The organism is Xanthomonas bromi (genome assembly GCF_900092025.1).
GTDB classification, from domain to species: Bacteria; Pseudomonadota; Gammaproteobacteria; order Xanthomonadales; family Xanthomonadaceae; genus Xanthomonas; species Xanthomonas bromi.
Genome location: NZ_FLTX01000008.1, coordinates 77,047 through 102,371, shown reverse-complemented (window position 1 = coordinate 102,371; position 25,325 = coordinate 77,047). Strand labels below are relative to the sequence as shown.

The 25,325-nt window shown below is 64.5% G+C and carries 21 protein-coding genes and 2 pseudogenes; 12 read left to right on the top strand and 11 right to left on the bottom strand.

The window, feature by feature from the left end:
- Positions 1–193: 193 nt before the first annotated feature.
- The 6 genes from ilvC to XBLMG947_RS23100 all read left to right on the top strand — a co-directional run bounded on the left by ilvC (position 194) and on the right by XBLMG947_RS23100 (position 6,187).
- Entirely contained in the window at positions 194–1,195 is a 1,002-nt protein-coding gene (ilvC, locus tag XBLMG947_RS03105; RefSeq protein WP_065466333.1) for a ketol-acid reductoisomerase, read from the top strand.
- Between the two features lie 43 nt (positions 1,196–1,238).
- Positions 1,239–2,960: an acetolactate synthase 2 catalytic subunit gene (gene ilvG, locus XBLMG947_RS03100; RefSeq protein ID WP_065466332.1), complete on the top strand. Its 1,722-nt coding sequence runs from the start codon at positions 1,239–1,241 to the stop codon at positions 2,958–2,960.
- Positions 2,944–3,201, top strand: coding sequence for an ACT domain-containing protein (locus tag XBLMG947_RS03095; protein WP_065466331.1), 258 nt, complete (start codon positions 2,944–2,946; stop codon positions 3,199–3,201). The genes ilvG and XBLMG947_RS03095 overlap by 17 nt, the downstream gene beginning before the upstream one ends.
- A gap of 75 nt (positions 3,202–3,276) precedes the next feature.
- The gene (locus XBLMG947_RS03090; RefSeq protein WP_065466330.1) at positions 3,277–4,395 is read left to right on the top strand and encodes a threonine dehydratase; all 1,119 of its coding nucleotides are present in this window, start codon (positions 3,277–3,279) and stop codon (positions 4,393–4,395) included.
- Positions 4,392–5,954 (top strand): 2-isopropylmalate synthase, encoded by a 1,563-nt coding sequence (locus XBLMG947_RS03085; RefSeq protein ID WP_065466420.1) that lies wholly within the window; start codon positions 4,392–4,394, stop codon positions 5,952–5,954. The genes XBLMG947_RS03090 and XBLMG947_RS03085 overlap by 4 nt, the downstream gene beginning before the upstream one ends.
- 26 nt (positions 5,955–5,980) lie before the next feature.
- Entirely contained in the window at positions 5,981–6,187 is a 207-nt protein-coding gene (locus tag XBLMG947_RS23100) for a hypothetical protein (RefSeq protein WP_167351997.1), read from the top strand.
- A 162-nt stretch (positions 6,188–6,349) separates the two neighbouring features.
- On the opposite strand, the gene leuB is transcribed toward XBLMG947_RS23100, so the two are convergent.
- The 3 genes from leuB to leuC all read right to left on the bottom strand — a co-directional run bounded on the left by leuB (position 6,350) and on the right by leuC (position 9,646).
- Positions 6,350–7,423, bottom strand: coding sequence for a 3-isopropylmalate dehydrogenase (leuB, locus tag XBLMG947_RS03080; RefSeq protein ID WP_065466329.1), 1,074 nt, complete (start codon positions 7,421–7,423; stop codon positions 6,350–6,352).
- Between the two features lie 65 nt (positions 7,424–7,488).
- Positions 7,489–8,136 carry a 3-isopropylmalate dehydratase small subunit gene (gene leuD / locus XBLMG947_RS03075; protein WP_065466328.1) on the bottom strand — a complete coding sequence of 216 codons (648 nt, stop codon included), beginning with the start codon at positions 8,134–8,136 and terminating at the stop codon, positions 7,489–7,491.
- Positions 8,137–8,206: 70 nt separating this feature from the next.
- The gene (leuC, locus tag XBLMG947_RS03070; RefSeq protein WP_065466327.1) at positions 8,207–9,646 is read right to left on the bottom strand and encodes a 3-isopropylmalate dehydratase large subunit; all 1,440 of its coding nucleotides are present in this window, start codon (positions 9,644–9,646) and stop codon (positions 8,207–8,209) included.
- A gap of 120 nt (positions 9,647–9,766) precedes the next feature.
- Between leuC and XBLMG947_RS03065 the strand changes: the two genes are divergently transcribed.
- Positions 9,767–10,651, top strand: a complete 885-nt coding sequence (locus XBLMG947_RS03065; protein ID WP_065466326.1) for a LysR family transcriptional regulator — start codon at positions 9,767–9,769, stop codon at positions 10,649–10,651.
- 72 nt (positions 10,652–10,723) lie between these two features.
- Here the strand turns inward: XBLMG947_RS03065 and XBLMG947_RS03055 are convergent.
- Positions 10,724–11,363: pseudogene (locus XBLMG947_RS03055) on the bottom strand (GGDEF domain-containing protein); the annotation flags it as partial.
- Positions 11,364–11,437: 74 nt separating this feature from the next.
- On the opposite strand from XBLMG947_RS03055, the gene XBLMG947_RS03050 reads away from it, so the two are divergent.
- The 3 genes from XBLMG947_RS03050 (at position 11,438) to XBLMG947_RS03040 (ending at position 14,279) form a co-directional block, all read left to right on the top strand.
- On the top strand, positions 11,438–12,091 hold the full coding sequence (locus tag XBLMG947_RS03050) for a TetR/AcrR family transcriptional regulator (protein ID WP_065466323.1): 654 nt from the start codon (positions 11,438–11,440) through the stop codon (positions 12,089–12,091).
- 128 nt (positions 12,092–12,219) lie between these two features.
- Entirely contained in the window at positions 12,220–12,876 is a 657-nt protein-coding gene (locus XBLMG947_RS03045; RefSeq protein ID WP_065466322.1) for a protein-L-isoaspartate O-methyltransferase family protein, read from the top strand.
- A gap of 20 nt (positions 12,877–12,896) precedes the next feature.
- Positions 12,897–14,279, top strand: a complete 1,383-nt coding sequence (locus XBLMG947_RS03040) for a TolC family outer membrane protein (RefSeq protein ID WP_065466321.1) — start codon at positions 12,897–12,899, stop codon at positions 14,277–14,279.
- 151 nt (positions 14,280–14,430) lie between these two features.
- Here XBLMG947_RS03040 and waaA read toward each other — a convergent pair whose 3' ends face one another.
- Positions 14,431–15,747 carry a lipid IV(A) 3-deoxy-D-manno-octulosonic acid transferase gene (gene waaA / locus XBLMG947_RS03035; RefSeq protein ID WP_065466320.1) on the bottom strand — a complete coding sequence of 439 codons (1,317 nt, stop codon included), beginning with the start codon at positions 15,745–15,747 and terminating at the stop codon, positions 14,431–14,433.
- A gap of 76 nt (positions 15,748–15,823) precedes the next feature.
- Here waaA and XBLMG947_RS03030 point away from each other — a divergent pair, with 76 nt between their 5' ends.
- On the top strand, positions 15,824–16,744 hold the full coding sequence (locus XBLMG947_RS03030; protein WP_065466319.1) for an LpxL/LpxP family Kdo(2)-lipid IV(A) lauroyl/palmitoleoyl acyltransferase: 921 nt from the start codon (positions 15,824–15,826) through the stop codon (positions 16,742–16,744).
- A 112-nt stretch (positions 16,745–16,856) separates the two neighbouring features.
- On the opposite strand, the gene XBLMG947_RS03025 is transcribed toward XBLMG947_RS03030, so the two are convergent.
- The 6 genes from XBLMG947_RS03025 to XBLMG947_RS03005 form a co-directional block, all read right to left on the bottom strand.
- Positions 16,857–17,093 (bottom strand): GIY-YIG nuclease family protein, encoded by a 237-nt coding sequence (locus XBLMG947_RS03025; RefSeq protein ID WP_065466318.1) that lies wholly within the window; start codon positions 17,091–17,093, stop codon positions 16,857–16,859.
- 436 nt (positions 17,094–17,529) lie between these two features.
- On the bottom strand, positions 17,530–20,727 hold the full coding sequence (locus XBLMG947_RS03020) for a zeta toxin family protein (protein ID WP_167351996.1): 3,198 nt from the start codon (positions 20,725–20,727) through the stop codon (positions 17,530–17,532).
- On the bottom strand, positions 20,724–21,368 hold the full coding sequence (locus tag XBLMG947_RS21030) for a hypothetical protein (protein ID WP_083992813.1): 645 nt from the start codon (positions 21,366–21,368) through the stop codon (positions 20,724–20,726). Before XBLMG947_RS21030 ends, XBLMG947_RS03020 begins: the two co-directional genes overlap by 4 nt.
- 513 nt (positions 21,369–21,881) lie before the next feature.
- Complete coding sequence (locus XBLMG947_RS03015; RefSeq protein WP_065466317.1) at positions 21,882–23,246, bottom strand: O-antigen ligase family protein; 1,365 nt, start codon at positions 23,244–23,246, stop codon at positions 21,882–21,884.
- Positions 23,227–24,339, bottom strand: coding sequence for a glycosyltransferase (locus XBLMG947_RS03010; protein ID WP_065466316.1), 1,113 nt, complete (start codon positions 24,337–24,339; stop codon positions 23,227–23,229). Before XBLMG947_RS03010 ends, XBLMG947_RS03015 begins: the two co-directional genes overlap by 20 nt.
- Positions 24,340–24,349: 10 nt before the next feature.
- Positions 24,350–24,547: a zinc-finger domain-containing protein gene (locus tag XBLMG947_RS03005; protein WP_011038440.1), complete on the bottom strand. Its 198-nt coding sequence runs from the start codon at positions 24,545–24,547 to the stop codon at positions 24,350–24,352.
- 314 nt (positions 24,548–24,861) lie between these two features.
- Between XBLMG947_RS03005 and XBLMG947_RS03000 the strand changes: the two are divergent.
- Positions 24,862–25,321, top strand: a pseudogene (locus tag XBLMG947_RS03000) (glycoside hydrolase family 92 protein); the annotation flags it as partial.
- Positions 25,322–25,325 lie beyond the last annotated feature (4 nt).

The following is a 25,325-nucleotide window of genomic DNA, read 5'->3' as shown; positions in this document are numbered from 1 at the left end:
CGAATGACATGAACGACATCACTGCCACGTCCGCCAAACACCCCAGCAAGGCCCAGCCACGCGTGGGTGCCGCTGGTTGACTGCGCAGTGCCATCGCTCTTCTCCGCTTTGCTCAGTCTGCCAGTGTCCGCACTGCCGGCTGAGCCGTTTATTCACCTCCCATCTTCACTGCCAACCCCGCTAAGGACATTCCATGAGCAACGACACCCAACCGAAAATCGCGATCATCGGCTACGGCAGCCAGGGCCGCGCACATGCGCTGAACCTGCGCGATTCCGGCTTCGACGTCACTGTCGGCCTGCGGCCCGGCGGCCCGACCGAATCCAAGGCGCAAGCAGATGGCTTCACCGTCGTGGCGCCGTCCGACGCAGTGAAGACGGCTGACCTAGTCGCCATCCTGACCCCGGACATGGTGCAGAAGAAGCTCTATGAAGACGTCATCGCCCCGAACATGAAGCAGGGCGCCTGCCTGCTGTTCGCGCACGGCTTGAACGTGCATTTCGACATGATCAAGCCGCGCGCCGATCTGGACGTGGTGCTGGTCGCGCCCAAGGGCCCGGGCGCACTGGTACGTCGCGAGTACGAAATCGGCCGCGGCGTGCCGTGCATCTACGCGGTGTACCAGGACACCAGCGGCAAGGCCGAGCAGTTCGCGCTGACCTATGCCGGCGGCCTGGGCGGCGCGCGCGCCAACATCATCAAAACCACCTTCAAGGAAGAGACCGAGACCGATCTATTCGGCGAGCAGGCGGTGCTGTGCGGCGGCGCTTCTTCGCTGGTACAGGCCGGTTTCGAAGTATTGGTGGAAGCGGGCTATCAGCCTGAGATCGCATACTACGAAGTGCTGCACGAATTGAAGCTGATCGTGGACCTGTTCTACGAAGGCGGCATCACCCGCATGCTGGAATTCGTTTCCGAAACCGCGCAATACGGCGACTATGTGAGCGGCCCGCGCGTGATCGACGCCAGCACCAAGGCGCGCATGAAGGACGTGCTGACCGACATCCAGAACGGTACCTTCACCAAAAACTGGGTGGCCGAATACGACGCCGGCCTGCCGAACTACACCAAGTTCAAGCAGGCCGATCTGGAGCACCCGATCGAGGAAGTGGGCAAGAAGCTGCGCGCCAAGATGGTGTGGCTCAACGGCGAACAGCAAGCCGCCGCCACGCCTGCGAATCAACAGGCGGCATAAGGCCGCCGTCTCCCCCACCGCTTAAACCGAAGGTCCGCAACGCATGAACACCTCCGCACACAGCACGCCCCGCAACGGCGCGCGCTGGCTGACGCAGGCCCTGGAAGCCGAGGGCGTGGAAACGCTGTTCGGCTATCCGGGCGGCACCATCATGCCGTTCTACGACGCCCTGGTGGATTCCAGGCTCAAGCACATCCTTGTTCGTCACGAACAGGGCGCCGCCCTGGCCGCCAACGGCTACGCCCGTGCCAGCGGCCGGGTCGGCGTGTGTGTGGCCACCTCCGGCCCGGGCGCATCCAACCTGGTCACCGGCATCGCCGACGCGATGCTCGACTCGGTGCCGATGGTGTGCCTGACCGGCCAGGTCGCCACACCGTTGCTTGGCACCGACGCATTCCAGGAACTGGACGTATTCGGCATGACCATGCCGATCGTCAAGCACAGCTTCCTGGTGCGGCGTGTGGAGGATCTTCCGGAGATGGTGCGCGAGGCGTTTCGGATTGCGCGCGAAGGACGTCCCGGGCCGGTGCTGATCGACCTGCCCAAGGACGTGCAGATCGCCAACGCGGCGCATCTGCCAGACCACGTGCCGGCGGCTGTCATGCCCCCGCGGGCACCGGCCGATGCGAAGCTGGCCGACGCACTGGCGGCGATCGCCAGTGCCGAACGCCCGGTGGTGTACGGCGGTGGCGGGATCGCGTTGGCCGATGCGGTGGAGGCCTTTCGGCGCTTCGTCGAAGCCACCGGCATCCCGACCGCGCTGACCTTGCGCGGCCTGGGTGCGTTGCCGCATGCGCATCCGGATTACCTGGGCATGCTGGGCATGCACGGCACACGTGCCGCCAACATGGCCATTCAGGAATGCGACCTGCTGGTGGTCGTCGGTGCGCGTTTCGACGACCGTGCCACCGGCAAACTGAGCGAGTTCGCACCATTCGCGCGCGTCATCCATCTGGACGCCGATGCCTATGAAATCTCCAAGCTGCGCACCGCCGATATCGCGGTGCCCGGCGATGTGGCCACCAGCCTCAAGGCACTGAGCGCAGCGCGGGCCAACTGCCAGGGCTGGCGCACACGCTGCTTTGCAAACCGTGAAAAATTCGGCGCGCGTTACGACGCGCCCGGTACCGATATCTACGCACCGGCGCTGTTGAAGCGCCTGAGCGAAGTGGCCCCGGCCGACACCATCATCGCCTGCGATGTGGGCCAGCATCAGATGTGGGTGGCCCAGCACTGCCGCTTCAACGATCCGCGCAATCACCTCACCAGCGGCGCGCTCGGCACCATGGGTTTCGGCCTGCCGGCCGCGATGGGCGCGCAGTTCGCCTGCCCTGATCGCACCGTGGTGCTGGTCTCCGGCGATGGCAGCTTCATGATGAATGTGCAGGAGCTGGTGACGATCGCGCGCTGCAAGCTGCCGGTGAAGATCGTGCTGCTGGACAACAGCTCGCTGGGCATGGTCCGGCAGTGGCAGGAGTTGTTCTTTGCCGAGCGCTACAGCGAAATCGATCTGTCCGACAACCCGGATTTCGCAGCGTTGGCGCAGGTGTTCGGGATCCCGGCCAAACGCATCATCGCGCGCGGCGACGTGGACACAGCACTGGCCGAGCTGCTGGCCCAGCCCGGCCCCGGCCTGCTGCATGTCGCGATCGATGCGCGCGCCAATGTGTGGCCGCTGGTGCCGCCCAACAACGCCAACAGCACCATGCTGGACAGCAATCCCGCACACGCGGTCAAGGAGACGACGCATGCGTTACCGGCTTGATCTGGTGCTGAAGCCGGCCGAAGGTGCGCTGGTGCGGGTGATCGGCATGACCGAGCGCCGCGGCTTCCGCCCGTGCGCGATCCAGGGCGCGGCAGCACCGGACGATGCCGGGCGCTGGCATCTGCAGCTGGATGTAGACAGCAACCGCCCGCCGGAAACGCTGCGCCTGCAGCTGGAAAAGGTCTACGACTGCGAATCGGTGGCGATCACTGCACTGGCATCGGTCGAGGCGGCGGCATGAGCATGCGCACCTCGCGCGACCATCAGAGCGCCGTTCGGAGGTATCTTCCTCCAGATCGGCCACGCGTGTGCCGCAATGCCTGATTCCGGCCACCCTTCCGCAAAGGAGCCAGAGGTAAGCGACGTGGCCGTCAGCGTGGCCGACGTGCTGGCCGCACAGGCACGTCTGCGCAAGTACCTGTCCCCCACGCCGCTGCATTACGCCGAACGCTTCGGTGTGTGGTTGAAGTTGGAAAACCTGCAGCGCACCGGCTCCTACAAGGTGCGCGGTGCATTGAACGCATTACTGGCGGGACTGGAACGCGGCGACGAGCGACCGGTGATCTGCGCATCTGCCGGCAACCATGCGCAAGGTGTGGCGTGGTCGGCGTACCGGCTGGGCGTGCAGGCCATCACGGTGATGCCCTACGGCGCACCGCAGACCAAGATCGCCGGTGTTGCACATTGGGGCGCCACCGTCCGCCAGCACGGCCACAGTTACGACGAGGCGTTTGCATTCGCGCGCGAGTTGGCCGACCAGAACGGCTACCGTTTTCTGTCCGCCTTCGACGACCCGGATGTGATCGCCGGGCAGGGCACTGTCGGCATCGAACTGGCTGCGCATGCGCCGGACGTGGTGATTGTGCCGATCGGCGGCGGCGGGCTGGCCTCTGGGGTGGCGCTGGCACTGAAATCGCAAGGCGTGCGCATCGTCGGCGCGCAGGTGGAAGGGGTGGATTCGATGGCCCGCGCCGTGCGCGGCGATCTGCGTGAAATCGCCCCGGTCCCCACCCTGGCCGACGGCGTGAAAGTCAAGATTCCCGGCTTCCTGACCCGCCGCCTGTGCTCGAGCCTGCTCGACGATGTGGTCATCGTGCGCGAGGCCGAATTACGCGAGACATTGGTGCGCCTGGCACTGGAAGAACACGTCATCGCCGAAGGCGCCGGCGCGCTGGCCCTGGCCGCCGGTCGCCGCGTGTCCGGTAAACGCAAATGTGCAGTGGTCTCTGGCGGTAATATCGACGCAACCGTTCTGGCCACACTCTTGTCCGAGGTGCGGCCGCGCCCGCCACGCAAGCCGCGCCGTCGCAATACCGAGCGACTTCGCAACGAACGCAGCGGCAAGCCACCATCCGATACACCCATTCTTTCCCGCCCATCCGCAGTCGCTTCAACGCCTGTCACCGCCATCGCCGTAGAGGAGTCTTCATGGTGAACACGACCGTATCCAACCAGACCCCGTACATCCGAATTTTCGACACCACCCTGCGCGACGGCGAGCAATCCCCCGGCTGCAGCATGACGCCCCAGCAGAAACTGGTGATGGCGCGCGCGCTGGATGAGCTCGGCGTGGACATCATCGAAACCGGGTTTCCCGCCAGCTCGCATTCCGACCGCGAAGCGGTGGCGATGATGGGCCGCGAACTGCGCCGTCCCACCCTGGCGGTGCTGTCGCGGTGCCTGCAGGCCGATATCGAAACCTCCGCACGTGCACTGGAAGCGGCGGCGAACCCGCGCTTGCATGTGTTTTTGTCCACCAGCCCGCTTCACCGCGAGCACAAGCTGCGCATGACCCGCGAGCAGGTGCTGGAATCGGTGCACAGGCATGTCTCGCTGGCGCGCGGCTACATCGACGATGTGGAATTTTCCGCCGAAGATGCAACCCGGACCGAAGAGGATTTCCTGGCCGAGGTCACCCGCGTGGCGATCGCCGCCGGCGCCACCACGATCAATCTGCCCGACACGGTGGGCTTCACCACGCCGGAAGAGATCCGCGGCATGTTCTCGCGCCTGATCGCTAGCGTGGAAGGGGCCGACAAGGTGATCTTCAGTGCGCACTGCCACAACGATCTGGGCCTGGCGGTGGCCAACACGCTGGCCGCCATCGAAGGCGGTGCGCGCCAAGTGGAATGCACCATCAACGGCATCGGCGAGCGCGCCGGCAATTGCGCGCTGGAAGAAATCACCATGGCGCTGAAAGTGCGCGGTGCCTTCTACAACATCGATTCGGGGATCAATACGCCGCGTATCGTGTCCACCTCGCAATTGTTGCAACGTCTGGTCGGCATGCCGGTGCAGCGTAACAAGGCAGTCGTTGGCGGCAACGCGTTCGCGCACGAGTCCGGCATCCATCAGCACGGCATGTTGCGCCATCGCGGCACCTACGAAATCATGCGCCCGGAAGACGTGGGTTGGGAGTCTTCGCAGATGGTGCTGGGCCGCCACAGCGGCCGCGCCGCGGTCGAGCAGCGCCTGCGCGCGTTGGGTTATCTACTGGAAGAAGAAGAGATCAAGCTGGTCTTCGAACAGTTCAAGGCGCTGTGCGAGAAGCAGCGCGTTGTGACCGACGCGGATCTGCAGGCGTTGATGCAAGACGCCACCGTGCAGGAAGGCTATCGCCTGGCATCGATGACCATCAGCGATGTGGGCAGCCGCGCGAACGCGTTGGTGGAGTTGTCCGATCCGGAAGGCAACCGTGTGGCTGAAACCGCGCAGGGCAACGGGCCGGTGGACGCGCTCTTCGGCGCGTTGGCCTCGGCCACCGGTGTAAAGCTGGAACTGGACAGCTATCAGGTGCACAGCGTAGGCATCGGCGCAGACGCACGCGGCGAAGCCAGCCTGAGCGTGCGCCACGACGGCGTGGAATACGAAGGCACCGGCACCAGCAGGGACATCATCGAAGCCAGCGCGCTTGCATGGCTGGATGTTGCGAACCGGTTGCTGCGCCATCGCGAGCGTGGCGTGATTGCCGGCAGGACGGCTGCAGTGGCATAAGCACTGGTCACTCGTTAAATTGATGGATGCCTGACGGCCAGCAGGGTGATCTGCTGGCCGTTTTGATTTTGGTGGTTGATCCCTTTACGAGTGCGTCGGTTCACCGCCAGCGCTTACGCGCGCGTGTCAAGGCAGACGCCGTGCCACTGGCCGACCATGCAGTGGGCATCTGCGCGCTTTGCCCGAATGCTCCCGCGCTGCAGGCGCTTGAATGCGTGGCATCTTCAAGATGACTTCAGTCTACCGCGGGCGCTTCCACGCGTACTGGTGTGGGACACGCACAAGTACATCTATGTAGGGGACACGCATGCGGCATGCATACCGCATACGAGCCGACACCCGGAAGCGTGCGAGCACGCCTCCGGCACGCGACAATCACAACCACAACGTGGGACCTACAGCGCAGCCACCACCGCATCGCCCATCGCCACGGTGCCGACCTTGGTGGTGCCTTCGGACCAGATGTCGGCAGTCCGCAGACCCTTGTCGAGCACCTTGCCGACTGCGCGCTCGATGGCATCCGCTGCATCGGCCTGCGCGAAGGTGTAGCGTAGCATCATCGCCACCGACAGGATCGTCGCCAGGGGATTGGCGATGCCCTTGCCAGCGATGTCCGGCGCTGAACCATGACATGGCTCGTACATGCCCTTGCTGTTGGCATCCAGCGAAGCGGAGGGCAGCATGCCGATCGAGCCCGTGAGCATGGACGCTTGGTCGGACAAAATGTCACCGAACATATTGTCGGTCACGATCACGTCGAACTGCTTGGGCGCGCGCACCAACTGCATCGCGGCGTTGTCGACGTACATATGCGATAGCGCGATGTCCGGGTAGTCCTTGGCCACCTCTTCCACCACCGCGCGCCACAACTGGCTCGATGCCAGCACGTTGGCCTTGTCGACCGAACATAACTTCTTGCTGCGCAAGCGTGCCATTTCGAAGCCCGCCTTGGCGATGCGGCGGATCTCGCTCTCGCTGTACGGCAAGGTGTCGTAAGCCTGGCGCTCGCCGTTGTCCAGCGTGCGGTTGCCACGCGGCTGGCCGAAGTAGATGCCGCCAGTGAGCTCGCGCAGGATCAGCAGATCCAACCCCGACACCACCTCCGGCTTGAGCGTGGATGCCTCGGCCAATTGCGGATACAGCAAGGCCGGGCGCAGGTTGGCGAACAGGCCCAGCTGCGAGCGGATCTTGAGCAGGCCGCGCTCCGGGCGCAGTGCCGGGTCGATGGTGTCCCACTGCGGTCCACCGACTGCGCCCAGCAGCACTGCATCGGCCGCGCGCGCGCGCTCCAACGTTTCATCGGCTAGCGGGCTGCCGTACTTGTCGTAGGCCGCACCACCCAGTTCGTCGTATGACAGGCTGTAGCCGAGACCGTGCTGCGCGTCGATCCGCGTCAGCACCTTGACTGCTTCGGCCATGATTTCCGGGCCGATGCCGTCACCGGGAAGAATCAGAATCTGCTTGCTCATGCAATCCTCGTGGGTTGACGCTGCAGCGCCAGGGTGTCGATGGCAGTCGTGCTTGTCGCAGGCGTTTACTGCATCGCGTTGAACAGCCAGGGTTGGCGTGCGCGATGGGTATGTTCGAACCGGCCGATCGCGTCGGCGTCCTGCAAGGTCAGGCCGATGTCGTCCAGGCCGTTGAGCAGGCAGTGTTTACGGAACGCGTCGACCTCGAAGGCATACTCCACGCCATCGGGCCGGCGCACGCGCTGCGCGTCCAGATCCACGGTGAGCTGATAGCCGTCGGTGGCCAGGCACTGCTCGAACAGCGCATCCACTTCCGCTTCTGCCAGCACGATCGGCAGCAGGCCGTTCTTGAAGCTGTTGTTGTAGAAGATGTCGGCAAAACTCGGCGCGATCACGGCGCGGAACCCGTACTCCTCCAGCGCCCACGGCGCATGTTCACGCGAGGAGCCGCAGCCAAAGTTCTCGCGTGCCAGCAGCACGCTGGCGCCCTGGTAACGCGGGAAATTGAGCACGAACTCTGGATTGAGCGGGCGGGTGCTGTTGTCGCGCCCCGGCTCGCCGATATCCAGGTAGCGCCATTCGTCGAACAGGTTCGGCCCGAAGCCGGTGCGCTTGATCGACTTGAGGAATTGCTTGGGAATGATCTGGTCGGTATCGACATTGGCGCGATCCAGCGGCGCCACCAGTCCGGTGTGTTGGGTAAAAGGAGTCATTGAGAGAGGCCGGGAATGGGGAATGGGGAGTCGGGAATGGACAGAGCGGGAAGCAGGACTTTGCGATTCCCTATTCCCGATTCTCGATTCCCTGGAGGTCACGCACATCGACAAAATGCCCGCTCACCGCCGCCGCGGCAGCCATCGCCGGGCTGACCAGATGGGTGCGTCCGCCGGCGCCCTGGCGGCCCTCGAAATTGCGGTTGGAGGTGGACGCGCAATGCTCGCCGCTGCCGAGCTTGTCCGGGTTCATGGCCAGGCACATCGAACAGCCGGGCTCGCGCCATTCGAAACCGGCGTCCAGAAACACCTTGTCCAGGCCTTCGGCTTCGGCCTGCGCCTTGACCAGGCCAGAACCCGGCACCACCAGCGCCTGTTTGATGGTGGAAGCGACCTTGCGCCCCTTGGCCACCGCTGCGGCGGCACGCAGGTCTTCGATGCGCGAATTGGTGCACGAGCCGATGAACACGCGATCCAGGCGGATCTCGGTGATCGGCTGGTTGGCCTTCAAACCCATGTATTTCAGCGCGCGCTCGATCGAATCGCGCTTGGTCGGGTCCTGCTCGGCGGCCGGGTCCGGCACCTGCTGATCGATCGCCAGCACCATCTCCGGCGAGGTGCCCCAGCTGACCTGCGGCTTGATGTCTTCGGCGCGCAGCTCCACCACGGTATCGAAGTGCGCGTCCGGATCGGACACCAGCGTGTTCCACAGCGCCACTGCCGCATCCCAGTCGGCACCCTTGGGTGCGAACGGGCGACCTTTGACGTAGGCAATCGTCTTCTCGTCCACCGCCACCATACCCACGCGCGCACCGGCTTCGATGGACATGTTGCAGATGGTCATGCGGCCTTCCATCGACAGCGCGCGGATGGCGCTGCCGGCAAATTCCAGCGCATGCCCATTGCCGCCGGCAGTGCCGATCTTGCCGATCACTGCCAGCACGATGTCCTTGGCGGTCACCCCGAACGGCAGCGTGCCTTCTACGCGCACCTGCATGTTCTTCATCTTCTTGGTGATCAGGCACTGCGTGGCCAGCACATGCTCGACCTCGGAGGTGCCGATGCCATGCGCCAACGCGCCGAATGCGCCATGCGTGGAGGTGTGCGAATCGCCGCAGACCACGGTCATGCCCGGCAAGGTGGCGCCCTGCTCTGGGCCGACCACATGCACGATGCCCTGGCGCGCATCGTTCATCTTGAACTCGAGGATGCCGAAGTCGTCGCAATTCTCGTCCAGCGTCTGCACCTGCAGGCGGGAGACTTCATCGGAGATCGATTCCAGTCCACCCTGACGCTCGGCACGCGTGGTCGGCACGTTGTGATCGGGGGTGGCGATATTGGCGTCGATGCGCCACGGCTTGCGCCCGGCCAGGCGCAGACCTTCGAAGGCCTGCGGCGAAGTCACTTCGTGCAGGATGTGGCGGTCGATATAGATCAGCGACGAACCATCGTCACGGCGTGTGACTTCATGCAGGTCCCACAGCTTGTCGTACAGGGTCTTGGCAGTCATCGCGGCAATCCGAGTGGCGGATGGTGGGTGCGCCCACCTGGCTGAGATCGATGCTAGAAGCTTGCCTTGGATAACGCAAATTCATATTGTTTATTCAAGAAATGAATTTTAGGAATAGCAATGGACCTGGCGAGTCTCAATGCGTTTGTGGCGATCGCCGAAAGCGGTAGCTTCTCGGCGGCCGGCGAGGCCTTGCACCTGACCCAGCCGGCAGTGAGCAAACGCATCGCCCTGCTGGAAGCGCAACTGTCGGCACGGTTGTTCGACCGCCTTGGCCGGCAAGTGGTGCTGACCGAAGCCGGCCATGCACTGCTACCGCGCGCACAACGCATTCTGGCCGAGCTGCAGGACACCCGCCGCGTGCTGGAGCATCTGGGTGCAGCGGTTGGCGGTCGTTTGAGTCTGGCCACCAGCCATCATGTGGGCCTGCATCGCCTGCCAGCCTTGTTGCGCGGTTTCGCGACGCAACATCCGCAGGCGGCGCTGGACATCCAATTTCTGGATTCGGAACTGGCGTACGCGGCGGTGCTGCGCGGCGAGGTGGAATTGGCGGTGACCACCCTGGCGCCCGACACGCGCCCCCCGCTGCGCGCGCAGCCGATCTGGCACGACCGTCTGCAGTTCGTGGTTGCGCCAGATCACCCGTTGGCAGGGCTGCGCGCGGTGTCGCTGGACGATGTGGTGGCGCACCCGGCGGTGTTGCCGGATCCGGGCACCTTCACCCATCGCATCGTCGCCAATCTGTTCGCAGATCGCGGACTGGTGCCCAGCCTGCGCATGACCACCAATTACCTGGAAACGATCAAGATGCTGGTGTCGGTGGGCCTGGCGTGGAGCGTGTTGCCGGAGCGCATGATCGACCATCAGATCGTGGCGCTGCCACTGGCCGATGTGGCGTTATCGCGCGAACTGGGTTACGTCACGCATGGCGGGCGCACCTTGTCGCGTGCGGCAAAGGCGTTTGTCGCGTTGTTGCACGCGCAGGCGGATCGAGCGCAGCAGTAAGCCGTGGGCGCTCTATGTGCAGCGTGTTGCACGTGGTGGCGCAGGATGACGCCAGTCATTCGATCTCGGCCGCACCGCATCGCCGACTGCGTGGCCGTATTCGTCGTTGAGACGCTTGAAGTGGTCGATATCCAGCAACGCCGACGCCAGTGCAGCGCCACCCGCATATGCGTCATCGAACCAGTGCTGCAGCACACGCTCGGCTTCGCGTCGGTTCGGCAGGGCCGGCAGCACGTCGTGGCCGGCGCGGTAGTCCAGCTGGCGCATCAAGGCTTCGCGTTCCTGGCTGGCCTGCTGCAGCGTCAGATTTGTCCCTCAGCTCGCGCGTACGCCGGTCGATGACGGTCTTGAGCTGGCGCTGACGCCGGCGATTCATGGCATCGGCCAGCGCCAATACCGATGGATCGAGCACCTGCCCTGCTTCGCTGGGCGACAGCGACATGCGGCAGCGATCCCGGCCGGCGGCGTTGCCCACCCGGATTGGGCCGTCGCCGGTCTGGAGCACGCAGCGCACATAGTCCGAACTCAGGCTTTCGGCGTGGGTGACGCCGTGTGCGGCGCCCTCGGCAACCCGGAACAGCCCGTGCGTGCCGCCAACCCAGATCAGACCTTCGGCGTCTTCCAGCAGCGCAGGGTTGGCGACGCCAGAAATGGCGATCTGCTCGTCGGGGTGGTTCGGGCCGCTGTGCACCACCAGCACGCCCGACGACAGGACAGACGGAATCGTTAACGTCGCCAGTGGGCGTCGAGTATAAATATAGAACCCGATGGTCTAGTATTGGCGGCATGTCCAGCTCGCCCCCCCTCCATTCCAAGGCCAAGAGCAACGGCCCTGGCCGTCCCAAGGACCTTGGGAAGCGTGCCGCCATCCTGGATGCCGCCCGCACCATGTTCATGGAGCAGGGCTATGCAGGGGTCAGCATGGATGGGATCGCCGCGCAGGCCGGCGTCTCCAAATTGACCGTGTATAGCCACTTCGGCGACAAGGAGAGCCTGTTTTCCGAGGCGATCCGCGCACAATGTCAGCGCATGATGCCGGACGACTTGTTCGACCACGCCCCCAAGGGCGCCTTGCGCGACCAGCTCACCGAGATCGCCCATGCGTTCTTCGCCATGGTCAGTACCGAGTCGGCCATCTCCACCCACCGCATGATGATGGCGCCCGGTACCGGCGACGCGCATATCCGCGAGATGTTCTGGGATGCAGGCCCCAAGCGTACCCAGCAGGCGCTGGCGGATTTCCTGTCCGCGCGGGTAGCTGACGGCCAGCTGGACATTGCGGACGTCGCGCGCGCCGCATCGCAATTCTTCTGCCTGCTCAAGGGCGAGCTCTACGCGTTGATGATGTGCGGCCTGCACGGGCAACCGACCCGGGCACAGGTGAATGCGCACATCGACACCAGCGTGGACTTCTTCTTGAGGGCATATGCGCCGCGCTGAGCGCCCCCGGCCTGTGGTGGCGATGACTTCCGGCACTGCGCCCGATCGCAGTGCGCAGCGATGCTAGATGCGCCAGGTGCCTCTCGCACCGGTAAAATATATGCCCCACCGCGTTGGATACCCGCACCATGACGATCGATTTCACCCAGGCCCGCGAAAAGATGGTCGAGCAGCAGATCCGGCCGTGGGACGTGCTGGACCTGCGCGTGCTCGACGTGCTGGCGCGCCTGCCGCGCGAAGCCTTCGTGCCGGACGCTTACAAGACGCTGGCCTATGTCGACGTGGAAATTCCACTGTCGGCCGGTCACAAGATGATGAAGCCGGTCGTCGAAGGCCGCATGCTGCAGGCGCTGGATCTGCAGCCGGGCGAAGAGGTGCTGGAAGTGGGCACCGGTAGCGGGTTCGCCACCGCCTGCCTGGCCGCGCTCGCGCGCGAAGTCGTCAGCCTGGAGATCGACCCGGCGCTGGCCGCCGCCGCGCGCGCCAATCTGGATCGCACCGGCCTGGGCAGCAATGTCCGTCTCGAAACCGCCGACGTGTTCGGCTGGCAGAGCGAGCGTCGCTTCGATGCCGTCTGCGTGACTGGCGCGGTCGACACGCTGCCGACCCAGTGGCTGCAGTGGTTGCGCCCGAACGGCCGGCTGTTCGTCGTGCGCGGTCACGAACCGGTGATGGAAGCGGTCCTGGTGCGTGGCGACGTCAACGCCCCGCGCATCGAGTCGTTGTTCGAAACCGACCTCGCCTATCTCCAGGGCGCCGCACCGACGCCCCGATTCCAATTCTGATTCCCAAGGAAGCTTCCCCGATGATCCGCCGATCCCTCGTCCTGGCCCTGGCCGCCGCCCTGTCTCCGATGGCTGCGCACGCCACTGACCTGCTGCAGGTCTACGAAATGGCCCGCAACGGCGATCCGCAGCTGGCCGTGGCCGAGTCCACCCGGCTGGTGAATCGGGAAGGTCAGGTACAGGCGCGTGCGGCGTTGTTGCCGCAGCTGGACGGTAGCGCCGGTTTCACCCAATCGCATCGTGAACTCGAGGGTCTGCCCGGTCGCTCCACCACCAAGCAGCGTCAGTACGGGATCCAGGGTAGCCAGACCATCTTCAACTGGGCCCAGTTCTCCAATCTGCGTGCGCAGCGCGAAGTGGCAAAGGCTGCGGATTTCACCCTGGCATCGGCTAACAACGACCTGATCACCCGCACCTCGGCGGCATATTTCCAGGTGCTGGTGGGTATCGAGTCGCTGGCGGCAGCCGAGACCAACGAAGCGGCTGCCAAGAAACAGTTCGATTATGCCGACAAGCGTCTGGAAGTAGGCCTGGCACCGATCACCGACGTGCACGAAGCCCGCGCTCAGTACGACCAGGCGCGTGCCGACACCATCAACGCCCGCAACACGCTCAAGGATTACTACCAGGCACTGACCGAGCTGACCGGCCAGCCCGTGGTTGGCTTGCGCGCACTGCCGGAAGAATTCCGCCCGGAAGTACCGGCCGCTTACAGCAATGTGGATCAGTTAGTCGCCGCCGCCATTGCCGATAATCCGTCGCTGAAGGCGCAACAGTTGCAGGTGAGTGCGGCCGAGGCGCAGATCAGTGCTGCGCGTGCCGGCCATCTTCCGACGCTCAATCTTTCCGGCAGCGTGGGGCGCACCAACAGCTGGGGCGGCGGCAGCGATGTCGATACAGCTGCCGGTAACTTCACAACCAACAATCGCAATATCGATACCGACTCGATCGGCATCACACTGTCGATCCCGATCTTCGCCGGGGGTGCGACCCAGTCGGCCGTGCGTCAGGCACTGTCGCAGCGCGATATCCAGCAGGACACCTACGAGCAGCAGAAGCGCGCGCTGGACCGCAACACGCGCAATGCCTACCAGACCGTCGTTGCCGGCATCAGCGAAGTGGAAGCACGCCGCTTGGCCGTGGTCTCCGCGCAGGCCGCCTACGACGCCTCGCAGGTGGGTCTGGAAGTCGGCACGCGCACCGTGCTGGACGTGGTGCAGAACCAGCGCACGCTGTTCCAGGCGCAGCTGAACTACGCGCAGTCGCGTTACAACTTCCTGCAGAACCGTCTGCTGCTCGGCCAGGCCATCGGCAAGCTCGACATCACCGATCTGCAGGACGTCAATCGCCTGCTATCGCAGGATGCCGAGTCCAAGCTGCAGGGCAGCGGTTCGTTGCAGTAAGACCAGCTGGATGCACACAAAAAAAGCGGGCCTAGGCCCGCTTTTTTTGTGTGCAATGCAGTCGCATGCGCGTCTTTGGTGGCGACCACTGCAAGTCCGTTAGCGAGATCGCGGTGTGTCCATGCACGCAGCAAGCAACAAGCAACAAGCCTTACGTGGCAATGCCATCGCTCGCCAGTGGCGGCAGATCCGATGCGATCTGTACCAACGTGCGGGCCACCGCACCCTTGCCATTGGCGACCAGTGCCAGGCCTGCCGTGGCCATTGCCTCGCGTTGGGCAGGGTCGGCGAGCAGGCTTGCCAACGCCTGATACACGCCATCGGCATCCTCGCAGATGGCGACGGCATCGGCTTCGCGCATGCGCCGCGAAATCTCCGAGAAATTATGCAGATGCGGGCCGGTGACCGCGGGTGTTCCGACAGCGGCCGGCTCGAGCAGATTATGTCCTCCGATCGGCTGCAGGCTGCCGCCGACGAAGGCCACCTGCGCGCACGCATAAAAGCTCATCAACTCGCCCAGGGTATCGATGACAAACACCTTGTCGCTTGCCTGCGGCCATTGCTGCGCCTTGCGCGTGGCAACCCGCCAACCGCGCTCGCGTGCCAATGCCTCGACCTTGGAAAAGCGCTCGGGATGACGCGGTGCCCACAACAGCAGCAAATCAGGGAATTGCAACAGTAACCGTGCGTGGGTATCGGCAACGGCGGCCTCTTCGCCTTCGTGCGTACTGGCGGCGATCCACACCGGACGCGTGGCCGGCACGTGCGTCCGAAACTGTGCGACCAGCGCCTGCAACTGCGCTGGCGCGGCGATATCGAATTTGAGATTGCCCAGCGCGACCACCTGATCCGGGCGCGCGCCCAGCGCGATGAACCGCTCGGCATCGTCCCGCGACTGCGCCGCCACGCAGGTGACAGTTTGCAGCGCACGACTGATCAACGGCGCCAGCAGCCGATAGCCACGCAGCGAACGCGCCGACAACCGCGCATTGAGGATGTAGACCGGAATCTGGCGATTGCGACAGCCGAACAACATGTTCGGCCACAGCTCGGTTTCCAGAATCAAGGCCAGGCGCGGGCGGAAGTGTTCGAGAAACCGCCCCACGCTGCCCGGCACGTCGTACGGCAGATACACATGGTCCACCGCATCGCCCCACACCGCGCGTACCCGCTCCGAGCCGGTCGGGGTGATGGTGGTGATGACCCAGCGGATATCCGGGCGCTGCGCACGCAGGGCGTTGACCAGTGGCGCGGCCGCGTTGACCTCGCCCACCGACACCGCATGCACCCACACGCGCGGGCGCCCGCACGCATGCGTGTAGGACGCGTAGCGCTCGTTCCAGCGATTGAAGTATTCGCGCACACGGAAACCGCGCCACACCAAGTGGTACACCGTCACCGGCAACAACAGGTAGAGCAGCGCCGAGTACAGCCCGCGCAACAGCCATTCGATCGGGTCTTTCCGCATCGGTGCAGGATACGGGAGCGTTCGCGCGTGCGCATGTGTACGCTGCCCGATGGGCGCAATCCCTTAGAATTGGCGCATGTCCGAGTCCGCCAACGTCGCCGTCCGCCCTTCCCTGCGCAACCCCAAGCATTGGCCGATGTATCTGGGCCTTGCGGTGATGGTGGTGGCCGGGCGCCTGCCCTGGACGCTGCAGCGTGCGGTGGGCCGCGGAGTGGGCTGGATTGCGATGCGCCTGGCGGGCACGCGTCGGCGCGCCGCCGAGGTCAACCTCAAACTGTGCTTCCCCGAGCAGGACGATGCGTGGAGAGCACGGCTGTTGCGCGACAGTTTCGACGCGCTGGGCGTGGGCCTGTTCGAATTCGCGCGCGCATGGTGGGGCAGCATCGATGCCATTCGCCCGGACGTGCAGATCGAAGGTCTGGAACATCTGCAGCAGCTGCAGGAGCAAAAGCGCGGCGTATTGCTGGTGTCCGGCCACTTCATGACGCTGGAAATGTGCGGCCGGCTGTTGTGCGACCACGTGCCGCTGGCGGGCATGTACCGCAAGCATCGCAACCCGGTGTTCGAGTGGGCCGTCAAGCGTGGACGGCTGCGCTACGCCACGCACATGTTCGCCAACGAAGACCTGCGCGCCACCATCAAGCATCTCAAGCGCGGCGGCTTTCTGTGGTACGCGCCGGATCAGGACATGCGCGGCAAGGACACCGTGTTCGTGCCGTTTTTCGGGCACCCGGCCTCCACCATCACCGCCACCCATCAGCTGGCGCGGCTGACCGGCTGCGCGGTGGTGCCGTACTTCCATCGCCGCGAAGGTGGCCGCTACATCCTCAAGATCGCACCGCCACTGGCCGGCATTCCATCCGATGATGTGATCGCCGATACCACGCAGGTCAACGCCGCGATCGAAGACATGGTGCGCGAGGCGCCGGACCAATATCTGTGGATCCACCGGCGCTTCAAGCGCCAGCCGAGCGGACGTAGCGACTTCTATCGGTGATGTCGGTTGGTCGGAAGCATGCTAGTAACCCATCCGCAGGGCGCAGCTTCAAGTGGCCATGCGACTTGGGCCGCTGAAAAACTCCAGAGATGGGCGCGTATCGATGCGGCGTTCAAAACGGATACGTAGGCATGGAGACGTGCATGTAGTGCAGAGAGGCGCGGTGTTCGCCGAGCACCGGCAAAATATAGATCGGAAATCCGCAGGCGTCCGCATAGAGCTCGATCCAACCAGGATTCAGCATTGCGACGAGTCGTCGCTGCCAGGCGTGTGGCCAGCTGCGGATTTGCTTGGCCTGCGCCTGTGCCGTTGCCATGTCGGCACACGCTTGTGACCACACCACCAGCACCGTCTCAAGCTGTCCTGCGGCACAACCCGATCCTGTTCCCGCGCAAAACGCTTGGTGATCGCGCCGATCGCATCCATGCTGTCTGCCACATCGATGTTGAACGTTTCGCTTCGTGCATGAGCCAATAGATAGACCAGCACCGGCCCTTTTTGGAGGCTGTGCCAATCGATTCATTCCAGAGCGGAAAATTCAGGACCCAGTTCCGATAATTCCGGTCGCATCCAAGATGTGCTGTCAGCCATTGCTGCAGCCTCTTTTCTTGCCAGCATTGCAATCCGCGACTAGCCGATTGCTCCATACCCATCGTTCAACGCGCATGCTCGGTCGCATCTGTATGCCGATGAGGCGCGTACCGCGCGCTTGCTGTGCCACATCGATCGCGCAACCAGCATCCATGCTCGGCAGCAATGCACTTGTTGGAGTCAACATCACCCGCCTATCCAAGCACCGGCCCTGACGGCGTCGGCTGGTCCCGTTTGGCTTGTGCTGCCGCTTCTTGCTGCCGTGCTGTGGTCTTTACCTGTTGCATCGATTCCTGGATCGACGGGGTGGGCTCGGCGAGGGATTGGCTCATGCGCCTGGTGGGATCGGCGGCGTGTTGCGCATAGAAAGTGTCGTTGACCACATCCACGCGCCCGCGCCAGTCGGGCTTGAAGCCGATGATGTACATCTCGCTGGTGACCTGGTGCAGGCGATCTTCCGGCAGCGGCGTGCCCTTGGCCTCCAGGCGATCTTTCACCTCTGCATACAGGGCATGGCCGGGGTGCGCGGGATCGCTCATGGGGCGCAGTGTGGATGAAGGCTGGCCGCGCTCAGGGTTGTCGATGGCGCTTGCCACCGGTGCCTGGTCGCGTTGCTCTTCGGCTTTCTTCTGCTCTTTCAGCCGCCCGCGCTCTTGCTGCAGCGTTTGCTCCTGCTGGAGCTGCCATTGACGTTGCTGGTCCAGCGCTTGGTGCTGTTGCTGCGTGTGCAGGTCGGGTTGGCTGCGGTCAGGGGAGGCGGCTGTGGGCGCAGCAGGCGCGGCCATCATGCCTTTCGGTACATCCTGCAGCGTGGTGCCGGCCTGTTGCGACGCCACCGCGCGCTGGGCGATGGCACTGCCTGCCTGCTGCTGCACCGCCGCCAGGGTGCTGCGGTCTGCAATGCCGTTGACCTCGTTCATGCCGTGCATCAGCTGAAACGCCTGCACCCCGCGTTGGGTGGGCTGGTCGTAGATGCCGGTGATCTCCACCGGCGTCTTGACCCGCGCATTGATGCCCAACTGGATCAGGCTGGCCTGCAGCGCCAGTACCTCGGTGCCGCGGTCGCCGGGTTGCAGGGCGGTGGCTTGCGTCTGCGCAGACGCTGTCGGCTCGGTTGGCGTTACGCGCAATGGGGGGTGTTCCTGATGGTGCGCCTGCAACTGGCCACGTGCCTGACGGATGTCGTCGGTGCTGGTGATTGCCGCAACGCGGACCACACCATCGGCAGTGCGGCTCAGATGCTGGATGGGGCTGTCCACCGAATAGTGGCCGCTCGCATCACGCTCCAATGCCAAAGCACTGGTGGCCGCATCGATCCCGTTTTCCTCACGTGTGCGTTGCACCGCACGCTGGATCGCGCCTGCGGTCTGCGCATTGGGCGCAACGCCATAGGCCGCGTAGGTCGCTTCGGTATTGGCCTGATCCTGCTGTTGCAGCGTTGGCGTTTGCCGCGCGGGCATCTGTGCCATCGCCTGCGCATGCTGCGTCAAGGCCGGTTGCAGGCGCTCGCGTGTCGCATTGAGTTCCAGCGGAACATTGCCTTCGGCAGCAACGCCATCGTGCCGCCACTGACCTTGCGCATCGCGCTGATACTGCCTGCCGTCCGAGGCCTGCAACGCGTCCGGGTTCAAGGCCGCTTGCACGGGGCCGACGTCCTCCCAGCCATTGCGCTGATAGGCAGCTTCATAGGTCGCTGCAATCGCAGCTGGGCCACGGGCAATGTTGGCGTCCACCACCTGTGCTGCTTGCTGGTCCAATGCCGCAGTGCGCTCGGGGCTTGCTGCATCCACCGTCCAGATGGGCCGATCGTTCCGATCGACTTGGTCGGCGATCATCCGTGACCATTGGCCACTTGCCGGATCATGCCGCCAGTCCCGTGCGTAGAGATGCGCAGCATCTGCCTCACTGGATGGCTGCACATAGGGATTGCTGGGTTGCACCTTGCCCAGCGCCTGCTCGATCGCTTCGCTGCTTGCGTGATAGTTCAGCTCGCGCGCTTTTTCTGGCAGTGCGAACATGCCCTGCTTCTGTGGCGTATCCACGCCATCGTTTGGCAGGTCGGCTTTTGCTTGGCGCAGCCACTGGCTGCCGTTGAACTCCCAGCGCACGCCCTGCTTGTCGGTCTGTGCATAGATCTGGCGGTTGTCCCAGAGCGTGGCGGCCTTGTCGGCAGCGGCACTGAACAGATAACCATCGGCCACCACCAGCGCGACGGGACCGGCGCCGGTTGTGCCAACAACGGCAGCGGTGGCGGCGCCTCCCGCCCAGCCGCCCGCGCCTCGGGCAGCAAAGTGCAGCGCCTCCGAGCGCGCAGCGGTGAGGTTGTCTTGTGCCAACAGCGTGCCAACACGCTCCCCGGCTTGTGATGCATCGTAGGCGGTCGCGGCGACGCCCAAACCCGCAAGCCCTGCCGTCATCCCGGCGCGACGCAAGCCTGGGATTTCAGGCTCCGGCACGGGCACGCGTGCAGGCGGCGCACCTGGCCGCACAAGTTCGTCGATGGTGGCGATGCCTTCCAGCCGGCTGTTCACGCCATCACTGACGTGCAGCTCGGCGTGCTCAGCGAGCACTTGCTCCTGAACGGCGGGGGTGGCGTTGGGGAGATCCTGCACATGCGCCGGCAGATCGCGGTGCCAATCGACCTGTTGTTGCCACCTCTCGCGGAGCTCCTGTGTCACGGTAGGATCTTTGAACCACGCGTTGCGCGCCTCTTCCAGTGCCTGCCCGGGTGGACGTGCATCAGTGCGGCTATCGTAAACCTCAGTACCCTGGCGGTTGAAGATACGGATGGGTGCCGTGGTCTGCGCGTGCACGGTGTCAAGGCTAATCGGTAGCTTGGTGTAGATGGCCTCGCGCGCACCTTCGGGGACGTAGCGGCCGTGGCCGACCTCGTCTAACTGACGAGAAAATCTGTTATCTACCCCAAGCTCGCTTTCCAGCTTGTGCGCCGCCATGGTACGCACCTCGATATCGTAGCCACGCGATTGCAGATCCTTGATCAGTTCCGCGCTCCACTGGCCATTGCTGAGCGTGGTGTCGAAGATCAGGTTCTTCCTGCCTTCGATGGTGGCTTGCAGCAGTTCGTCGGCCCACTGGCTGGCATCGGGGTGGGTGTAGCCGGACCAGGTGTAGGGGTGAGCGTTACGCAGGACGGAGACTTCGGGATGAGCGTTACGCAATTCATCAGGATCGATCAGGACGACATCTCTGCCCAACTCGACGTCTGCAGCTCTTGCAAGACTTCCTTTTCCGGAGCCGGGTTGCCCAGCGAGGATGATCGCCTTGGGGTGTTCGAAGGATGATTTTGTCTCCAGTGCAGCATCATCAAGAATCTTCTGCTCAAATAATCTGCGATGTTCGGCATCATCGAGACGGGATTCCTTTTCGTTCATGTCAAAGACTCCTTGTGCGTTTCGATGTAATTCCACAGCTGATCTAGATCCGACATTCCGCGATTTCTCGATCTTGCATGGCGGGTCGAACGTTCTTTTTCTTCAGCCATTTTTACGGCGTTAGCATCACCGCTAGCCTGCGCCCGCTCGAGTTCCTCACGGGCTTCGGATAAAAACGAATCCAAATGCGCCTCAAGTATCCAGATCGCCGCATCAAATGGCATAAGAGAATCTGGATTTCTAGCGTAGCGATCCAATGCACACTGAAGTCTTTGAATATATTCAGGATATTCATTGAGTATTTCCCGCAATTTCTGCGGGACTGGTACTGGAGGCAATGGTTGTTCGTTAACTGAATCGCCTAACTTAACCATCTCGGAACCACCTGTCTCTGTGTGAGGTAATTGCGGCGCCAAAGGCGCATCGGCATCACGTGCAGCCAGTTCCTGCACCGGCTGCACCCACGGTGCCGGCTTGGGCTTGCGCTTGGGCTGCACGGGCAGCCCGCCATGCGGCAGCGGGCCAAGCTCGCGCACCGTGCGCTCATTGATGATCTGTAGATCGCGTAGCAACTGCGCTGCGTGCGCCTCGACAACACGACGCGCAAAGGCGGCGTAACGGGATTTGGGGGAATCGCTCATATGCGTTTGCTTGTGCAGATGTCGCGCGGGTAGCGGCCGCTATGGATTTTAGCGCATCGATTCGACCGGGATGCTGACACGTCGTGGTGGTTTCATTGGCGACCAATGACGTTGAGAAGATCGATCGTAGAGGCCATTGATCGGGAGCGGCGTCTTGATCCGCGCATTGATGCCCAACTGGATCAGGCTGGCCTGCAGCGCCAGTACCTCGGCACCGCGGTCGCCGGAGCGTAGTGTCGTATCTGGTGATGAGGCCCGCGCGGGTGCGGCATGTTCCAGTGGCGCCTTCGTGCGCGTTAGCCTGCTTCAGGGAACGTGCCTGGGTCTGCTCTACCGCACTGCGGATCTTCTAGGTGCTGGTGGTTGCGGCGACCCGCAACACGCCATCGGCATTACACCCAGCCGCTGCGCAGGTAGCTGCCGCCGGTGCCCGAGCGAACTGAATATCCGCTTTTAACGCCGCAGCGATATCCACCTACGAACTGCTGTTGTTTTGCCTGTTCGGTTCTCTGCTTACGCTGCCTTGCTGGGTCTTGTCTGCGATGGCTTTGGCAGTAGCGGCCCGACATCGTCGTTGAGCAAGGCGCCGGCATACAGCCCCGCCAGCATCAGGCTCAGGCCGCCCCAGAAGCTGGAATAAAACGCCAGATGCGTGTTGATGGGGAATACCGTGGCCACCAGCGCAATCATTGCCGGACGCGCCTGCTCGCGCGCCGCCTCGCTTGAGTAGCGCCACGCGCGCCATGCCTGCGCCGCGCCGGCCAGCCACAGCAGCAAGCCGATCACGCCGGTTTCGGCCAGGATTTCGAGCACGATCTGATGCGCATGGAAGGCCGGCCCGTCGCCCCACGCCGGCGCCTGATCGGGTGCCGGATTGCAGGCCGGATAGGCCTGCCGGAACCCGCGCGCGCCCACGCCGTTGAGCGGATGCTCTCGGATCATGCACAGCGCCGCGCCCCAGATCTGGGCACGCCCGGACAAGGCCTGATCCACGCCTTGTTCGCCATTGCCGAATGCAAGCGTCGTGCGCTGGATGCGCTCGCGCGCCTGTGGCGCCACCGCCACCACCGCCGCGGCCAACAAGGCGCCAACCGCTGCCACGGCCAGCACGCGACGCCCGCCCAGCCGTTGCCAACCGGACAGCAACACGATCAGCGCGTAAGTGATCCACGATGCGCGCGAACCTGCCAAGACCAGCACGATGCCGACCGCCGCCGCAGCGCCGGCCCAGGCCCAGGCAGTGCGCCGCCCCAGCGCCAGCAACAGGAACGGCGACAGGCTGGCCAGGGTCTGCCCGAATTTCAGATTGCAGGGGCCCAGCACGCCGCTCAGTCGGTCCACCAGCGCCAGTTCTTGGGCCGTGCACAGGCCATGGCCGCTGATCAACTGTTTGATCTGATCGATGCCGAAGAACAACGGACTGGTGCCGAACGCGGCCTGCAACAGCGCGTCCAGCGCCCAGACCCCGGCGATCACCGCCAGCCCCGTGAAGGTGCGACGACGACGCTGCGCATTGGCCACGGCGATGGCGCATAACCACATGAAAGGCAGATAGCGCAGATCGGTGGCCGATTTGCGTAGTGCGCGACCGGCATCCACCGCGTCGAAGGCCGACAGCATCTGCGGCAACCAGTAGGCCAGGAACAATACGCTCGTCAGCGCCCACGCGGCGCCGCTGAGCAGCCGCGTACCGCCGCGAAAGCGCGCGTGCAGCAAGCTGTAGGCCGCGAACAAAGCGCCCAGCGAGAGCACGGTTTCGGCCAGGCCGGGCGTGGGCCATAGCGCCACGAACAGAATCACCCACAGCGGCGCCCAGCGGCCGGCATCGGGCGTCAACACGGGTGCCTTCGGAAGGACCTCAGCGGCGGAGTTCGTCATAAACCTTCAAGGTGGCCGTTTGCATGGCCTGCAACGTATAGGGGAGTACCGCGAGCGGTGTCGGCGCCTGCTGCAGCAAGGCCAGCGCCTGCGTGCGCAGCGCCTGGGCATCGAAGGGTGCCACCGCGCCGCCAGGCTGCAACTCGGCCAGCAATTCGCCGACGCCGCCGTGCGCCCAGCCCAGCACCGGCCGCCCAATGGCCAGGGCTTCGACCACCGTGCGTCCGAATGCCTCCGGCTTGCGCGAGAGCTGCAGCACCAGGTTGCTGGCGGCATACGCCTCGGCAATGCGGGCAGTGGGCTCGGTGAAGGCGACTGCGTCGGCCACGCCCAGCCTCGCGGCGTCGGCTTCCAGCTCGCGCACATAAGCCTCGCGCCCTGGCTCGCGCGCACCGGGCAACCACAAGAACGCCGGGACACCGGCCGCACGGACCTCGGCGAGCAGTTGCAGACCGTCCACGTGCCCCTTCAGGCGCGTGCCACGGCCCGGCAGCAGCAGCAGCGGCGCGTCGTCGAGGAGACCAGGCAGCAGTGTCTGCACCCACGCCCGTGCGCGGCGGTCGGGCTGCAGCCGGCGCGGAAACTGCGCGATGTCCACCCCGCGCGGAATGGTGCGCAGGCGGGTCGGATCGGTCTGCGGGTAGTGCGTGCACACGTAATCGCGGACCGTCTGCGACACGCAAACCACCCGCTCGCCATAGGTCATCACCGCGCTGTAGCGACTGGGCGAATTAAGCCCGTGCACGGTGGTGACGAAGCGCGGCCGCGTCGCCTCTGGCATCGCGCGCAGCGCGTACCAGCCCAGCCAGGCCGGCAGCCGCGAACGCGCATGCACGATGTCGGCCCCGCGTTCGGCAAACAAGCGGCGCAGGCCGACCACATGCCGCAACGTCAGCAGCGATTTGCGGCCGATATCCAAGGTCAGATGTTCACCGCCGGCATCCAGCAGCGGCTGGACCAAGCGCCCACCAGCCGACACGACCACAGCGCGATGACCGGCGCGCACCAGCGCGGCGGCGATTTCCAGCGTGGAGCGCTCGACGCCGCCGGACTGCAGCGCCGGCAGCAGTTGCACCACGGTCAGGCGGTGCATCCGGCCAGGATCAGTCGGCGAGGACGAATAGCGCGCCGCAATACGGGCACTTGGCTTCGCAGTTGGGCTCGTCCTCGATCGGCAGGTACACGCGCGGATGCGAGTTCCACAGCGCCATCGCGGGCGTCGGGCAGCTCAGCGGCAGGTCGCCGCGGTGCACGGTGTAACGCTTTTCGGCATTGGCGGGCGCGGTGGCGGTCTGGCTCATGGCGGTGCGATCGGAAGGCAAAGGCAGAGCGCGGATTCTAACAGCCTGCGTGGTGATCAGCCCATTGACCGGACAGCGCCGGGCCGTGTGGGCGATAGTTGCAACGGTTGCCAATCCAATCGCCGAGGCCGCTGTGGATGCAGCGATATGCAGCGCACGCCCATCGGCGGCGCTGCGGCGCAACGACACCGTACCGCGCATGCCGCCTATGATCGGGAGTCAGCGTTTGCCAATCGGCGGCGAAGTGAACCGCACCGGGCGCAACATCGGCCCAACACACGTGCCGCGACGTGTGCCCAAGGAGACGCCACCCGGTGACCTTGCCTGTTGTCCTGCTGTACCCGCGTGGTCTGGCGCGCGCCATCGCCGTTGCTCTGCGCGTTGCTGGCCATGGCAGCCACGCACTTCGCGAGCGGTTTCGAGGGCGGCGAGCCGGTGCCGATGCGGGTGACGAACACTGCCGTGCGGGTTGCCATCGGCGCCGGCCCCGCAGCGCCGTATGCGGCCAAGCCAAACGCCGGCTACAGCGGAGCGCATGCATTGCGTTACGCGAGCAGCGGTGCGGCTGGGCGGTGCACGTTGTTTACTCCCGATCTTCTGATCGATATGCAGACAACGCTGTCGTGGATGGTCTTGCCGGAAAGTGTCGGCAACGACGCTGTGGCATCCACGTATGTCTCGCTGGACCTGCTGCTGGACGACGGCACACGCGTTTATGCCAGCGCGGCGCGCGACCGGCATGGCGTTGCATTGCACGGTGTCAGCCGGGGCGACATTG